Genomic DNA, 15,155 nt, shown 5'->3' with positions numbered 1-15,155 from the left:
GCCAGCCCCACGCCCGTCCGCCACCCCCGAGGCAGAGCGACGGCCCCAGCCCGTCGCGGCCGAGCCCGGCATCCCCGCGACCGAGACCGTCGAGTCCGTACGGCGTGTGCTGGCCGAGGGCGGTGCGCCCGAGACACTCGCGGCCCAGGTCGCGGCGGCACTCGGCGAGGGCGGCGACGATCAACTCCGCGAGGATCCTTGGCAGTTGCTGCGCGTCCCGGGTGTACGGCCCGAGCAGGCCGACGGGTTCGCGCGGGCGCTGCTCGGAGCCGAGTGCGCACCGGACGACGAGCGGCGGGGCCGGGCGGTCGTCGGCTGGCTCCTGGAGCAGGCGGCCCTGGCCGGGCATACGGCCCTGGAGGCGTCGGCGTTGACGGCCGCGCTGGCCAAGCAAGGGGTGCCCGATCCGGACGCGGCGACACAGAGCGCCGTCGCGGAGGGTGAAGTGCTGGTCTTCCAGGACGCGTTGGACGAGCCCGCGGTCCCGGTGCAGCGCGCGGACGACGCGTCCGACGAGGACACGGAGGTCGAGGAGCGTCCGGTCCGCGTGCTGATCGGCCTGGAGCGGTACGCGCTCGCCGAGGAGAGCCTCGCCGACGGACTCGCCAAGCTGATCAACTCGGTGCCGAAGGAGGACGGTTCGGCGGCGGACTGGGAGCGGGCCGGTGCCGCCAAGGGCTCCACCGGCGAGCTGATCCGCGCGGTCGCGGGGCATGGCCTGGTCCTCCACACCGGCGGGGAGGCGTCCCTGGAGGAGCCGGCGGCACTGCTCCGCGCGGCGGCGGGTTTCGGGCTGCGTGCCTGGGCCGCCGCCCACAGTCCGGTCGGACGGGACCGGTTCGCCGCGTCGCTGACACCGTCCACGGAATCAGAGAGCTCATCGTCCGCCGAGCCGGACGGCCCCGCCCCGGGTGACGGCCCCCGCGCCGCCACCGTCGCCGGGCTGCTGTCCGGTGCCGAAGGCCCCGGGCGGGACGCGGACGGTGCTCTCGATCTGGATCTCCTCGTCGTGCTCGACGCGCCTCAACTGGACGTCGAGACGGCGGCGTTGCTCAGTGAGTCGTTGCCGGACGGGGCGCGGCTGGTGCTGGCCGGGGATCCGGCGGTGTTGTGGTCGGCGGGTGCCGGCCGGGTGTTCGCCGATCTGCTCGCGTCGAAGGCCTGTCCCCAGGTCGTCTCACGGCGACCGGATCTCGGTCCCGTGGGCGAACTCGTCTCGGGCATCGGAATCGGCGAGCTGAACCAGGTGGAGGCCCCCGGCAAGGAGGTCGTGATCGTGCCGGTGCGTGACGCCGGTGAGGCCGTGCACCGGACCGTGCAGCTCGTCGCCGACTCGGTGCCGCGCGTGATCGGCGTCCCCGCCGAGCAGACGGTGGTGATCACCCCGGGCCACGGCGGCGCGGCCGGCACCCGTGCCCTCAACGTGGCACTGAAGGAGCGGCTCAACCCCGGCCCCGGCCGCTTCGGCGGCTTCGACCCCGGCGACCGGATCGCGTACTCCCCCACCCCGGGTCGTACGGTTCCCGGCCGGGTGGTGAACGCCGACGCCGAGGGGCTGCACCTGGCGTGCGCCGGCGGCCCCGTCGTCGTACCGAAGGAGCGGGTCGAGCAGTCCGTGCGGCACGGGTGGGCGCTGACCGCGCATCAGGCCGTGGGGGTGCGGTGGCCCGCGGTGGTCGTGGTGCTGCCCGGGGACGCGGCGCAGGCGCTCAGCCGGCCCTGGGTGTATACGGCGTTCAGCCGGGCGGACCGGCATCTGTCCGTGGTGCACGGCGTGGACCAGGCGCTGCCCCGGGCGGTCGCCGAGGTCCCGGCCAAGCCGCGTACGACGAGGTTGCCGGTGCTGCTGCGACCGCAGGTACCGGCGGAGGTCTGAGCGGCACGGCGGACGACCGCGGTCAGGTCGCGGAGGTCCGAGGCGGACGACAGACGGCGGCGGTCACCGAGAAAGCCCCTCGGTGACCGCCGCCGTCGTCGCAACAGCTGGGCGCGGCGCGGTTCAGCGGTCCGCTTCCAGCGCCTCCAGGTCCCCGTCCTCGTCGAGATCGGCGTCGAGGTCGGGATCGAGTTCGTCCTCGATCTCCTCCTCGGCCTCGTCCACCTCGTCGATGTCGTCCAGCTCGTCGTTGATCTCGTCGTCGAAGACCGCGCTGACGTCGAAGCGGCACACCACCCGCTGCGGATCGACCCCCTCGAAGGGCGCCTCCAGCCAGGCGCCGGGATCGGCCGTCTCGTCGGCGGCGGTCACCCACAGCGTGGAGTCGCCCTCCTCCAGGCCGAACTCCTTGGGCCGGGAGGCGATCTCGTCCGCCTCGAACTCGTCGAAGAGGATGCCCAGCGCACCGTGGATCGTGCCGGAGGCCTCCGTGCCCGTGCCGTCGCCGACCGCCGCCTCGACCCGCTGCGCCTGGGCCAGCAGCCGCTGCGGCTCCGCCACGGCGTAGTCACGGCGGATCAGCACGCTCACCGCGTTCGGCTCCTCGGGGCCGGTGTACGGCGGCAGGGAGTCGTCCGTACCGGGGATCTCGAAAGGCGTGACCTCGTCATAACGGTCGTAGAGCAGCTCGTCGTAGACCTCGGCGGCCGCGGCGAGCTGGTTGAACGCCTCGTATACGGCCGGGTCGTCCTCCCCCGACCGGGCTTCGACCGCGGCCAGGTGGCGGTCGAGCGCGGTCTTGACCGCCTCGGCGGCGGCGCGTACCTCGGCAGCGGTGGGCTGCGCAGCATCAGACATAGTGCAGACGCTATCCGTACCGGGGCTCTGCCCGCACAATAGATGCGATGCCGGAATACGAATTTGTCGACGTGTACGTACCGCGCGGGGTCTCCCGCAAGGACGCCACACGTCTGCTGACGGACCATGCCGAGTACGGACACTGGGAATTGGACCGACTGAGCCTGCTGCGCGACGGCAGTCGCAGGGTGCGGCTGCGCCGGCGGATCATCCGCCAGGTGCGTGCCACGTGGTGAGCTGAGCCGGGCGGAACGGAGCGGGCCCCGACAGTGCGGGGCCCCTCCGTTGCGCAGATCACATGTTCCGAGTCACCTGTGCCCGGGAGCTACACCGAGGCCCGCGCCTTGCGGTACAGCACCGCGCCCGCGAGCAGCGCGCCCGCGCCGACCGGCAGGGCGAGGCCCAGCGGCAGCTCGCTGCCGGTGTGCGCGAGCTGCGCGCCGCCCTGGGACTGGACGGCGGACTGCGCGCCGGGCTGGGTCACGTGCGCGGAACCGACCGGCGTCTGCCCGCCCTTGACCGGCGAGGTGCCCGGTGAGGCGGGGTGGCTGGGCGTGCCGGGAGTGCCCGGGTGACCGGGAGTCCCGGGGTTGCCCGGCGTTCCCGGCGGGGTCGTCCCGTGACCGCCGCCCGGGTGCGTGCCGTGGTGACCGCCGTGACCGGGAGGCGTGCCGTGGTGATGCCCACCGCCGGGGTGGTGACCGCCGCCGTGGTGACCGCCGCCGCCCGGAGGGGTCCCGTGATCGTGCCCGCCGCCGTTCCAACTCCCGTCGTTGGCACAGTCGTTGCCGGTGACGGCGTTGCCGATGCCGATGACGTCGACGCTGTTGCCGCAGACGTTCACCGGTACGTCGATCGGTACCTGGACGTGGTTGCCGGAGCCGACACCGGGCGAGTTCGAGGCGTGTCCGCCGGCGTGCGAGCCCCCTGAGCCGCCGTGCGCTCCCTGTCCGCCGGAGTTCCCGTGCCCGCCGGAACCACCGTGTCCGCCCGAGCCGCCCGAGCCGCCGTAACCCCCCGAGTCGCGGTGACCATCGGACGAGCCGTGACCCCCCGAACCCCCATGGCCGGCACCACTGCCCCCGCCCTGGTTGGCGCACTTGTTGCCGACCGCCGGGTTGAGGATCCCGACCACGTTCACGGTGTTGCCGCAGACGTTGACCGGCACATGCACCGGTGCCTGCACGGTGTTGCCGGACAGTACGCCTGCCGAGTCCGAACTGGAGCCGTTCGCACCGGAGTCGGCGTGGGCGACACCGCTCGCGGCGGCGATCACCCCGGTCGCGGCCGCCACGGTCATCAAGCTCTTTCGAGTGACCTGTCGCATTGCTGAATTCCCCCCTGCCTTCATTCCTGACTGAATTCCTCGCGCAATTTCTCGCACAAAGACCCGTCGGCCCCGGAGCGCATGGCGCGCGCTCCGGGGCCGAGGATGTGGTCACCCCCTAGAGGGGCGACGTCACTTGTTGACGCAGGTGTTGCCGAAGGCGGGGTTCAGCAGACCGATCACCGAGATCGTGTTGCCGCACACGTTCACCGGGACGTGCACGGGCACCTGGATGACGTTGCCGGAAACGACACCCGGGGAGTGCACAGCGGCACCCTGAGCGCCCGAGTCGGCGACGGCCAGACCCGCACCCGCGAGAACCAGGCCACCGGTGGCAGCCGCAGCGGCGACGACCTTCTTGATCATTATTCCTCCTTGTTGGCAAAAGCGATCTCGTGTTGCCGATCGCATCACCTGTAACGAGGAGGGAGTAATGGAGCTACGAGCTTATGAGCACATTCACCCGTCCCAGTGGCTTCCGTACGCGCGGCCGAATTCTGGTGTCAACCGACGTCGACCGGTGTTTCAGGACGCGTCGATGAACCGGTCCAGCACCCGCACCCCGAACTTCAGCCCCTCCACCGGCACCCGCTCGTCGACCCCGTGGAACATGCCCGCGAAGTCCAGCTCCGGCGGCAGCTTGAGGGGCGCGAAGCCGAAGCCGCGGATGCCCAGGTCGTCGAAGGACTTGGCGTCCGTGCCGCCGGAGAGCATGTACGGGATCGCCTTCGCGGTCGGGTCCTCGGCGAGCAGCGAGGACTGCATGGCCTCGACCAGGGGCCCGTCGAAGGAGGTCTCCAGGGCCTTGTCGGAGTGCGTGCCCTCACGCTTCACGTTCGGCCCGAGAATCCGGTCGAGGTCGGCGAAGAACTCCTCCTTGTACCCGGGCAGGAATCGCCCGTCGACGTGCGCGGTGGCCTCGCCGGGGATGACGTTGACCTTGTAACCGGCGTTCAGCTGCGTCGGGTTGGCGGTGTTGCTGAGGGTCGCGCCGATGAGCTTGGCGATGCCGCCGAGCCGCTTGAGGGTGGATTCCATGTCCTCAGGGTCGAGCTGGGTGCCGAGCGCGTCGCCCAGTTCGTCGAGGAAGGCGCGCGTCGTCTTCGTGACCCGTACCGGGAACTTGTGCCGGCCGATACGGGCGACCGCCTCCGACAGCTCGGTGATCGCGTTGTCCCGGTGGATCATCGACCCGTGCCCGGCGGTGCCGGCCACGGTCAGCTTCATCCAGTGCATGCCCTTCTCGGCCGTCTGGATCAGATAGAGCCGCCGCTCCTCGCTCACCGTGAACGAGAACCCGCCGACCTCGCTGATGCCCTCGGTGACGCCGTCGAACAGCTCGCGGTGGTTGTCGACGAGGTGCCGCGCACCGTACGTACCGCCCGCCTCCTCGTCCGCGAGGAAGGCGACCACGATGTCGCGCGGGGGCCGGCGCCCGCTGCGCAGCCGGTCGCGGACGACCGCCAGGGTCATCGCGTCCATGTCCTTCATGTCGACGGCGCCACGCCCCCACACACACCCGTCCGCGACCTCGCCGGAGAAGGGGTGGTGGGTCCAGTCCACCGCGTTCGCCGGTACGACGTCCAGGTGGCCGTGGATGAGGAGCGCGGGCCGGGAGGGGTCCGTGCCCTCGATCCTGGCCACCGTGGACGCGCGTCCCGGGTGCGACTCGAAGATCTCGGGTTCGAGGCCCACCTCGGCGAGCTGCTCGGCGACGTACTCGGCCGCCTTGCGCTCACCCGGGCCCGAGTGGTCGCCGTAGTTGCTGGTGTCGATCCGGATCAGCTCGCGGCAGAGGTCCACGACCTCGTCCTCGCCGGTGACGCCCTTGGCCGTGTCCGTGTCGCTCACGCTGCTTCCTCCCACTGTCACTGCTGGTGGTCCTCCCCCATCCTCTCTCTCCGCGGCGCCGCACCCCAAGGGCGGTCCCGGCCCGTCACACGCCGTTCACGCGGGACGCGAGTGGGAACAGGGGGTGATCGGCCACCCTTGGAAGCCTGGTAATGTTTCCTTCGTCGCCGCGGGGGAAACCACGCGCGACAGACACCTTGTCCGGGTGGCGGAATGGCAGACGCGCTAGCTTGAGGTGCTAGTGCCCTTTATCGGGCGTGGGGGTTCAAGTCCCCCCTCGGACACCAGCTGAAACCCCACTTCACGTGGGGTTTCTTGCATTTCAGGGCTGTGGCGTGACCGACCACGTGACCGGCGGAGACCTTCCCGGGGGCGGTCACGGTCAGTTGGGTGTCAGGGTGAGCGTGGCGATGTAGTCGGTCGCCGTGTCGACGGGAGCGATGTCGGCGAGCTGCCAGCCGGTTCCGGCGGCGAGCACGGCGAGTTCGTGGGGAGCCAGGCACAGGTAGTGGAACCAGGGGGTGGCCACGTCTCGGTAGCGGATCCGCAGGGTGCGCTGACCGGCGATGCGGCCCGCGCGCAGGTTGCGCTGGTTGTAGGGCAGATGCTGCGGGGCCTGGGAGTCGGACATGTTGTGGCCTTGGCCGATGATGACGGCACCGGGCGCGGCCATCGCGGCCAGGGCGCGCAGGAACCGGGGCGCCCGCTCCCGGCTCTCCAGCAGGCCCAGGTTGGCGCCCAGCAGCAGGAAGCTGTCGTAGCGCGCGCCGGAACCGGCGTGTTCGTCGACGGTGCCGTGGACGAGGGACCGCACGCCTTGCTGCCGGCACACCTCCAGCGCGCCGGGTGAGACGTCCAGCGCGGTGACGTCGTGACCGCGGTCCATGAGGACGCGCGCCCCGCGTCCGCCACCGGCGCCGATGTCCAGGACCCTGCCGCCCTTGACCAGGTCCAGCGCTTGGCGGTCCTCGTCGGGCCACTCGTCGACCGGTGCGATCCAGGAGGTGACGGGAGCCGATTTCACGAAGCCGTCGTCGCGTTCGATGATCTGTAGGACCGGGGCGGCAGCCGGGTCCTCGGCGGCCTGGTGGGCGGCGAGCAGCAGGTCCCCGATCGCGTCGCCGGTCCGGGGGCCCCGGTTGTCGTCGGGGTCCTGGGCGCCTCGGGGTCGGCCGGATTCACCGCCGGTGGCAGCCGTGACGGCGGGGGTGTTCATCGTGTCTCCTTGGCCAGGACGGGAGGAACGCCGACCGCCCCGTCGGGGTCGGTGAGCGGCCGGAACGTGGCCAGCAGCATCAGCAGGGTCCCGGCGGCGCACCACGCGCCGATGACGGTCGGGGTGGACAGGCGCTCGCTGAGTGCGCCGGTGATCAGGATCGCGGCCCCCTGGGCGAGTTGGACGCCGCCGTTCATCACGCCGAACGCCCGGGCCCGGTATTCGTTGGCGAGGGCATCCTTGAACAAGGTCTGGGCCGCCGGCAGCAGCAGCGCCATGGCCACCCCGGAGACGGCGACCACGACCACCACCGCGATCAGTGGTGGGTCGCACAGCGCGGGAACCAGAGCCAGCGGTGCCAGGACGGCCAGCGGACGTATCAGCCGGGTCCGGGCGCCGGGAGACAGCAGACGGTTCAGGACCAGGCCGCCGATGGCGACGCCGAGCGGGTTGGCGGCCATGATCAGGCCCTGGGTCCTGCCGCCACCGCCGAGGTCGGACGCCCAGGCGGCGGCCAGGCCCTCCGGAACGATCACGAAGGTGACCACGCCGAAGGTGATGATCGCGATGGCGCGCAGCAACGGGTCGCCGAACACCACCGCGTACCCCTGGCCCGTCTCACGCCACAGACCGGTGCGGCGGGCGGCCGTCAGCGTCGCGGGGCGTCTGTGGACGTGGAGGCGCAGCAACAGCGCCGACACGAGGAAGGTGAGGGCGTTCAGCGCCAGAGCCACCTGTGGGCTGTATCCGGCGACCACTCCGCCGATCGCGTACCCGGCGACCTGGGCGGCGTGCAGGACGGAGTTGTTGAGGGCCAGGGCCAGCGGGTACCGGTCGCCGGTCAGGATCTGCGGGAGCTGGGCCGAGCGTGCCGCCTCGAACGGCGGCGATGCCAGCCCGCCGGCCAGCAGCAGCGCGAACAGCACCGGGATCGGCACACCCGGGATCGCGACCAGTCCGATCAGCGCCGCCCGGACCAGATCGCAGGAGATCATCACCGTGCGTGCGGGGTACCGCTCGGCGAGCGCGGCGAGCACGGGGCCCGCGAGCAGCCACGGCAGATACCCGATGGCGAACGCGGCGCCCGAGGCCAGCGCCGAACTGGTCCGCTCGTACACCAGCAGGGTGACCGCGGCCTTGCACAGATAGTCCCCGGTCCAGGACAGCGCGCTCGCGGCGAACACCGCACGGTATTCCGTCACCGCCAACAGCACCCGATAGCCCACCGGCCGGTCGGCTGCCACCAGACGACTCCCCTTCCCCCGCTGCGAGACACCTCATGCTGGGCGGCGACCCGCGACCGAAGTCGGACGGGCCGCACGCCGACGAGCTGTGGACTCTAGTCCCAGGTGCTGTCCTTGCTCATAACAGGTCCCCTCCCATTCGAACGAACAATCATCCGTCATTTAGCCCCATGCCCATCCCGCGTGACAACCCTGCCCCTATCGACTCATGGCCGAACTCATGGGCCTGGTAGGGGAGTTGGCCAAAACTCGCACGCCGGGAGTGTCTGGTCGACGACACATGCCGGCACCCGTCCCGCCGGTGGACGCGAACGCTCCCGCCGGTTTTGTGGGGGATATCTCCCCAGACCGGAAGATCACCAGGTCAGAGCGTTGCCGGATGCTCACGGAGCGCCCCCGTCCGGCTCCCCCGAGTGGCCGTCCGCAGGCCCGGAGCCTAGCGTCGTACTAAAATTTCCGGCTTGTTACGGAACGGAGCTGGAGCTGGACAACCCGCGGCGCACCTGCGGACCCGCCAGCGCCCCGGAAGTTACCGGGCTTGAGACGCGAGGACCGATGGCAGCCATACACGAGAGCAGTGCTCTCGGCTCGCTCGACGAAGAGATCCGCACCCAGTTCGGCGATACGGCACGTTTCTCCGCGGCGCCCGCCGCCTCGGCCCGCACGCTCGTCGACATCCTCGACGCGTCGGTGCGTTCGTATCCCGACGAACTCGCCCTGGACGACGGCACCGTCCGCCTCACCTATCGTGCGCTGGCCGTCGAGGTGGAGACCCTGCGCCGCACCCTGGCCGCGGCCGGTGTCGGCCTCGGCGACCGGGTCGGCGTACGCGTCCCGTCCGGGACCAACGACCTCTACATCGCGATCCTCGCCGTACTCGCCGTCGGCGCCGCCTATGTACCCGTGGACGCCGAGGACCCCGACGAGCGGGCCGAGCTGGTGTTCGGCGAGGCGGACGTCCGCGCCGTCATCGGCGCCGAGCACGCGCTGACCGTGCTCGGGCACAGTGACGTCCCGGCCGCCCGGCCCGGTGTCGAGCAGGACGCGTGGATCATCTTCACCTCCGGTTCCACCGGCAAGCCCAAGGGCGTCGCCGTCTCGCACCGCAGCGCGGCGGCCTTCGTCGACGCCGAGGCGGCGCTGTTCCTCACCGACGACCCCATCGGTCCGGGTGACAGGGTCATGGCGGGGCTGTCCGTCGCGTTCGACGCGTCCTGCGAGGAGATGTGGCTGGCCTGGCGCTACGGCGCCTGCCTGGTGCCGGTGCCGCGCTCCCAGGTCCGCAGCGGTGCCGACCTCGGCCCCTGGCTGGTCGAGCAGGACATCAGCGTCGTCTCGACCGTGCCGACCCTGGCCTCCCTGTGGGAGCCCGAGGCGCTGAACGACGTACGCCTGCTGATCTTCGGCGGTGAGGCCTGCCCGCCCGAGCTGGTGCAGCGGCTCGTCACCGAGGGCCGCGAGGTCTGGAACACGTACGGACCGACCGAGGCGACCGTCGTCGCCTGCGCCTCCCTGATGACCGGCGACGAGCCGATCCGTATCGGACTGCCGCTGAACGGCTGGGAGTTGGCCGTCGTCGACGAGGCCGGGGTGCCCGTACCGATGGGCAGCAGTGGGCAGTTGGTGATCGGCGGGGTCGGACTCGCCCGGTATCTCGACCCCGAGAAGGACGCGGAGAAGTACGCGCCCCTCGAATCGCTCGGCTGGGAACGGGCGTACCGCAGCGGCGACTTGGTCAAGGCCGAGCCCGAGGGCCTGATCTTCCTCGGCCGCGCCGACGAGCAGATCAAGCTCGGCGGACGCCGGATCGAACTCGGCGAGGTCGACGCGGCCCTCCAGGCACTCCCCGGAGTGGCCGGTGCCGCTGCCGCCGTACGGACCGCGCGCAGCGGCAACCAGCTCCTCGTCGGCTATGTCGTCACCCAGGAGGGCTGGGACCAGCCCACCGCCGTCGAGAAGCTGCGGGCCGAACTGCCCGCCGCCCTCGTGCCGTTGATCGCCCCGGTCGAGGATCTCCCCACCCGCACCTCCGGCAAGGTCGACCGCAACGCGCTCCCCTGGCCGCTCGAAGATCTGGAGACCGGTGGCGCCAAGGAGCAGCTCTACGGCACCGAGGCCTGGCTCGCCGAGCAGTGGGCCGAGGTGCTCGGCATCCCCGTGGGCAGCGCGGCCGACGACTTCTTCGCGATCGGCGGAAGCAGCCTGGCCGCCGCGCAGTTGACGACGCGGCTGCGCACCCGTTACCCGAGCGCGGCCGTCCTCGACATCTACCAGCAGCCGACCCTGCGCAAGTTGGCCCGGCACCTGGAGGACTCGGCGCAGGGCGACGGCACCGCACGGGTGATCGCCCCGGTGCCGACCCGCGCCAAGGTGATCCAACTCCTCGCGCTGGTCCCGCTGTTCACTCTGGTCGGCCTGCGCTGGACGGTGGCGCTGGCCGCGCTCGGCAACCTACTTAACGGCTACGCCTGGCTGCCGACCGCCTCCTGGTGGCTGGTCGGCGCGGGCGCGCTCCTGCTCTTCAGCCCGCCCGGCCGGCTCGCGATCGCCGCGGGCGGTGCGCGCCTGCTGCTGCGCGGCGTGAAGCCGGGACGCTACGACCGTGGCGGCAGCGTGCACCTGCGGCTGTGGGCGGCGGAGCGGCTGGCCGAGTTCAGCGGGGCGACCTCGCTGACGGGATCCTGGCTGGAGCGGTACGCACGCGCCCTCGGCGCCAAGATCGGCCCGGACGTCGATCTGCACTCCCTCCCGCCGGTCACCGGCATGCTCAAGCTGGGCCGCGGTGCCGCCGTCGAGTCCGAGGTGGACCTGTCCGGTTACTGGCTGGACGGCGACCGTCTTGAGATCGGCCCGGTCAAGGTCGGCGCGCACGCCGTCGTCGGCACGCGCAGCATGCTGTTCCCCGGCGCCCGGGTGGGCAAGCGGGCCGAGGTGGCACCGGGTTCGGCCGTCACCGGCACCGTCCCGACCGGCCAGCGCTGGGCGGGCGCGCCCGCGGTCAAGCTCGGCAAGGCCAAGCGCAACTGGCCCAAGGAGCGCCCGCAGCGGGGCACGTACTGGCGTGTGATGTACGGCGTGACGGGCTTCGCGCTCACCATGCTGCCGGTGGTCTCCGGGGCGGTCGCGCTGCTGGTGGCGAGCGCGTTCATCGCGCCCGGCGACGGTCTCGGCGAAGCCCTGCGGGGCGCGGCGGTCGCGCTGGTCCCGGCGACACTGGCCTTCGGCCTGACGTACGCGCTGCTGATCCTGATCGGTGTACGCCTGCTCAGCCTCGGTCTGCGCGAGGGTACGCACCCCACGCACAGCCGGATCGGCTGGCAGGCGTGGACCGTGACGCAGCTGATGGACCTCTCCCGCGAGACCCTGTTCCCGCTCTACGCCGGGCTCGCCACGCCGGTGTGGCTGCGGCTGCTCGGGATGCGGATCGGGCGGGGCGCCGAGGTGTCGACGGTGCTCGCGCTGCCGAGCCTGACGACCGTCGGTGAGGGTGCGTTCCTGGCGGACGACACGTTGACCGCGCCGTACGAACTCGGTGGTGGCTGGGTGCACATCGGGCGGGCCGAGATCGGGCGGCGGGCGTTCCTCGGGAACTCCGGGATGACCGCGCCCGGGCGGAGCGTGCCGGACGGCGGGCTCGTCGGGGTGTTGTCGGCGACGCCGAAGAAGGCGAAGAAGGGCACGTCGTACCTGGGGCTGCCGCCGGTGAAGCTGCCGCGCAGCACGAGCGGCGGCGACCAGAGCCGGACGTACGACCCGCCGGCCAAGCTGCTGTGGGCGCGCGGTCTGGTGGAGCTGTGCCGCATCGTGCCGGTGTTCTGCTCGGCCGGGCTGGCCGTGCTGACGGTGGCCGCGCTGTGCGCGCTGGGGGTGTGGGCGCCGCTGTTGTCGGGGCTCGTACTGCTGGCGGTGGGCGCTGCGGCCGGACTGATCTCGATCATCGCCAAGTGGACCCTCGTGGGACGGCACCGCGGTGCCGAGCACCCGCTGTGGAGCGGTTACGTGTGGCGCAACGAGCTGGCGGACACCTTCGTCGAGGTCGTGGCGGTGCCGTGGCTGGCCGGTTCCGTGCCGGGTACGCCGGTGCTGACGGCCTGGCTGCGCGGGCTCGGGGCGCACATCGGCAAGGGCGTCTGGGTGGAGAGCTACTGGCTGCCCGAGACCGACCTGGTGACCCTGGAGGACGCCGCCACGGTGAACCGCGGCTGTGTGCTCCAGACCCACCTCTTCCACGACCGGATCTTGCGGACGGATACTGTGGTCCTCCGTGAGGGCGCGACGCTGGGTCCTGGCGGAATCGTCCTGCCCGGCAGCGAGGTCGGGGCGCGCACCACTCTGGGCCCCGCATCGCTCGTGATGGCGGCGGAGTCCGTCCCGGACGACACCCGCTGGCTGGGCAATCCGATCGAGTCATGGCGACCCTGAACACAGGTCACGCGGCGTCGGCTTCGGAGGGCGGTGCACGGGTACGAGATACGAGCACAGCGCAGGGAGCAGACGCAGCAGTGACCGTTCAGCAGGCGGCGGGTCCGGACCCGTATTTCCCGGCAAACGGCGATGCCCGCTACCGGGTGCACCGCTATGAGCTCGCGCTGGACTACCGTCCCGGCCCCAACCGTCTCTCCGGCACGGCCCGTATCAACGCCATAGCGGGCCGTGCGCCGCTGCCCGAATTCCAGCTGAACCTGGGTGACTTCAAGATCGGCCGGATCCGGGTGGACGGCCGCCAGCCGCACTACACGCACCGCGGCGGCCGACTCCGTGTCCGGCCCGCGAAGCCGCTGCGCGCCGGTGCCGCGTTCACCGTGGAGGTCCACTGGTCGGGCAACCCCAAGCCGGTCGCCAGCCCCTGGGGCGGGCTCGGCTGGGAGGAGTTGACCGACGGCGCGCTGGTGGCGAGCCAGCCGATCGGGGCGCCGTCCTGGTACCCGTGCAACGACCGCCCCGCCGACAAGGCCTCGTACCAGATCTCGATCACCACGCCGTCGGCGTACGCGGTGGTGGCGGGCGGCCGCCTCCTCACCCGAACCACCAAGGCTTCCACGACCACTTGGGTGTACGAGCAGTCGGCGCCGACGTCGAGTTACCTGGTCGGGCTGTCGATCGGGAAGTACCAGACGGTGCTGCTGGGCGACCCGGGTCTGGGCGGGATCCCGCAGCACGGGCACATCCCGTCGGACCTACTCCCGGAGTTCTCAAGGGACTTCGCACGGCAGCCGGCGATGATGGAGCTGTTCCAGGACCTGTTCGGGCCGTACCCGTTCGACGAGTACGCGGTCGTGGTGACGGAGGAGGAACTCGATGTCCCCGTCGAGGCACAGGGGTTGTCGCTGTTCGGCGCCAACCACGTTGACGGGGCCCGGGGTTCGGAGCGGCTCGTCGCCCACGAGCTGGCCCACCAGTGGTTCGGCAACAGCGTCTCCATCGCCGACTGGCGCCACATCTGGCTGAACGAGGGTTTCGCGAAGTACGCCGAGTGGCTGTGGTCCGAGCGCTCCGGCGGCCGCACGGCCCACCAACACGCCGCCGCCGCACACCGGTTGCTCTCCACGCTCCCCCAGGACCTGCGCCTCGCCGACCCCGGCCGCAAGTCGATGTTCGACGACCGCCTCTACGAGCGCGGCGGCGTCACCGTCCACGCGGTGCGCTGCGCGCTGGGCGACATCGCGTTCTTCCGGATGCTGCGGGGGTGGGCGAGCCTGCACCGGAACGGGACGGTGACCACCGCGACGTTCACGTCCCATGCGTCCCGGTTCACCTCCGAGTCGTTGGACCAGCTTTTCGACGCGTGGGTCTATGGGACGCGGCTGCCGCCGATGCCTTCGGCGGAGACCGGGATCGCGGTCTGAGGGGTCGCCCCTGTTGTCAAGGTGTACTCCGTGCCGCGAGTGTGGAACTGACTGAGTTTCAGGTGATTTCACGGGGGTGAGGTCATGGCAGCCGAGTGGAGTCGGCGGGCTACGGAGACGGGTGAGTGGCTGGAGGTCTACGGGGAGACCGAGCCGCGGTCCATCCCACTGGAGAAGCTGCTCACCACGGAGACAGACACCGCGCATCAGTTCACGGCGTTCCTGTACATCTGGACGTTCGGTTACCCGGAGGGTGACACACCTCAGGCCGAGGTCAGGCTGCTGTTCCCGGCCGCTGACAGCTGGCGAGTAAAGGACGTCCAGGCCCTCGTGTACCACCTGCCGCCGGTACAGGACGAGCGCACCTGGCGCAACGCGCTGGCCGAGGACTTGCAGGCCGTAAAACCCGCGCTGGAAGTCGCCGGGCAGGTCACTGCCACGCTGGCCGGCCTGCCCGAGCTGAACACGGCGGCAGCCACGATCGCCCATCTGAGAATGCGGGGCGCACCTCAGCTCAAGAGGGACGGCTGGTACGCGAAACGGGTCCACCGGACCGTCGACGGAAAGCTGCATCACGGGGTCGCGTGGGTACTGCCCGCGAAGTTCCTGGGACAGATCGGCACCCGGGTCACCGGAGCACTGCTGGTGCAGTTCATCAAGGCCACGGCCGCCGACAGCGAGCCCGTGGGTATCGGGTCGCGTCTCCTGGCTTGCGCAAGACTCGACCACAAGAGGCTCGGATTCACGAGGTCGAGCATCGATCCTCCACACCCCAGTCCCAGCTCCACGTGGTCCAGCGCATCCGCGCCCAGATCTCGCAGCAGGCCCGGTCCGGAGCGCTGCCGGTCGGCTACAAGCTGCCCACCGTACGAGGACTGGCCGAGTCGCTCGGTCTCGCCGCCAACACCGTCGTCGGCGGTCAGCGGCTGTCGGAGGA

The 15,155-nt window shown here is 71.2% G+C and carries 10 protein-coding genes, 1 tRNA gene and 1 pseudogene; 6 read left to right on the top strand and 6 right to left on the bottom strand.

The window, feature by feature from the left end:
* Window positions 1–1,876, top strand: a 1,876-nt coding sequence (locus ACNFOC_RS37440) for a helix-hairpin-helix domain-containing protein (protein WP_416963482.1), incomplete at its 5' end; no start/stop codon positions are given.
* A gap of 123 nt (window positions 1,877–1,999) precedes the next feature.
* Here the strand turns inward: ACNFOC_RS37440 and ACNFOC_RS37435 are convergent.
* Window positions 2,000–2,734: a hypothetical protein gene (locus tag ACNFOC_RS37435; protein ID WP_416963481.1), complete on the bottom strand. Its 735-nt coding sequence runs from the start codon at window positions 2,732–2,734 to the stop codon at window positions 2,000–2,002.
* A 47-nt stretch (window positions 2,735–2,781) separates the two neighbouring features.
* Here ACNFOC_RS37435 and ACNFOC_RS37430 point away from each other — a divergent pair, with 47 nt between their 5' ends.
* A complete protein-coding gene (locus ACNFOC_RS37430; protein WP_005485166.1) occupies window positions 2,782–2,970 on the top strand; it encodes a DUF5703 family protein in 189 nt (62 codons plus the stop codon).
* An 89-nt stretch (window positions 2,971–3,059) separates the two neighbouring features.
* On the opposite strand, the gene ACNFOC_RS37425 is transcribed toward ACNFOC_RS37430, so the two are convergent.
* From ACNFOC_RS37425 to ACNFOC_RS37415, 3 genes are all read right to left on the bottom strand, one after another.
* The gene (locus ACNFOC_RS37425) at window positions 3,060–4,061 is read right to left on the bottom strand and encodes a chaplin (RefSeq protein WP_416963480.1); all 1,002 of its coding nucleotides are present in this window, start codon (window positions 4,059–4,061) and stop codon (window positions 3,060–3,062) included.
* Window positions 4,062–4,193: 132 nt separating this feature from the next.
* Complete coding sequence (chpH, locus tag ACNFOC_RS37420) at window positions 4,194–4,427, bottom strand: chaplin ChpH (protein ID WP_019059153.1); 234 nt, start codon at window positions 4,425–4,427, stop codon at window positions 4,194–4,196.
* Between the two features lie 159 nt (window positions 4,428–4,586).
* Window positions 4,587–5,912 (bottom strand): M20/M25/M40 family metallo-hydrolase, encoded by a 1,326-nt coding sequence (locus tag ACNFOC_RS37415; RefSeq protein ID WP_416963479.1) that lies wholly within the window; start codon window positions 5,910–5,912, stop codon window positions 4,587–4,589.
* Between the two features lie 199 nt (window positions 5,913–6,111).
* Here ACNFOC_RS37415 and ACNFOC_RS37410 point away from each other — a divergent pair.
* Window positions 6,112–6,199, top strand: a tRNA-Leu gene (locus ACNFOC_RS37410).
* 95 nt (window positions 6,200–6,294) lie between these two features.
* Here the strand turns inward: ACNFOC_RS37410 and ACNFOC_RS37405 are convergent.
* Entirely contained in the window at window positions 6,295–7,128 is an 834-nt protein-coding gene (locus ACNFOC_RS37405) for a methyltransferase domain-containing protein (protein WP_416963478.1), read from the bottom strand.
* A complete protein-coding gene (locus ACNFOC_RS37400; protein ID WP_416963477.1) occupies window positions 7,125–8,372 on the bottom strand; it encodes an MFS transporter in 1,248 nt (415 codons plus the stop codon). The genes ACNFOC_RS37405 and ACNFOC_RS37400 overlap by 4 nt, the downstream gene beginning before the upstream one ends.
* A gap of 555 nt (window positions 8,373–8,927) precedes the next feature.
* On the opposite strand from ACNFOC_RS37400, the gene ACNFOC_RS37395 reads away from it, so the two are divergent.
* The 3 genes and pseudogenes from ACNFOC_RS37395 to ACNFOC_RS37385 form a co-directional block, all read left to right on the top strand.
* The gene (locus ACNFOC_RS37395; RefSeq protein WP_416963476.1) at window positions 8,928–12,794 is read left to right on the top strand and encodes a Pls/PosA family non-ribosomal peptide synthetase; all 3,867 of its coding nucleotides are present in this window, start codon (window positions 8,928–8,930) and stop codon (window positions 12,792–12,794) included.
* 80 nt (window positions 12,795–12,874) lie between these two features.
* Entirely contained in the window at window positions 12,875–14,218 is a 1,344-nt protein-coding gene (locus tag ACNFOC_RS37390) for a M1 family metallopeptidase (RefSeq protein ID WP_416963474.1), read from the top strand.
* A gap of 788 nt (window positions 14,219–15,006) precedes the next feature.
* Window positions 15,007–15,155, top strand: a pseudogene (locus ACNFOC_RS37385) (GntR family transcriptional regulator); the annotation flags it as partial.

The organism is Streptomyces colwelliae (assembly GCF_048158785.1).
Taxonomy (GTDB): Bacteria; Actinomycetota; Actinomycetes; order Streptomycetales; family Streptomycetaceae; genus Streptomyces.
The sequence above is the reverse complement of the archived record's forward strand: the minus strand, read 5'-3'. Positions and strand labels throughout refer to the sequence as shown.

What these genes read in the sequence shown, in the direction of transcription:
- ACNFOC_RS37435 (WP_416963481.1), bottom strand. Translation starts at nt 2,734, where the DNA reads ATGTCTGATGCTGCGCAGCCCACCGCTGCCGAGGTACGCGCCGCCGCC.
- ACNFOC_RS37430 (WP_005485166.1), top strand. Translation starts at nt 2,782, where the DNA reads ATGCCGGAATACGAATTTGTCGACGTGTACGTACCGCGCGGGGTCTCC.
- ACNFOC_RS37425 (WP_416963480.1), bottom strand. Translation starts at nt 4,061, where the DNA reads ATGCGACAGGTCACTCGAAAGAGCTTGATGACCGTGGCGGCCGCGACC.
- chpH (WP_019059153.1), bottom strand. Translation starts at nt 4,427, where the DNA reads ATGATCAAGAAGGTCGTCGCCGCTGCGGCTGCCACCGGTGGCCTGGTT.
- ACNFOC_RS37405 (WP_416963478.1), bottom strand. Translation starts at nt 7,128, where the DNA reads ATGAACACCCCCGCCGTCACGGCTGCCACCGGCGGTGAATCCGGCCGA.
- ACNFOC_RS37395 (WP_416963476.1), top strand. Translation starts at nt 8,928, where the DNA reads ATGGCAGCCATACACGAGAGCAGTGCTCTCGGCTCGCTCGACGAAGAG.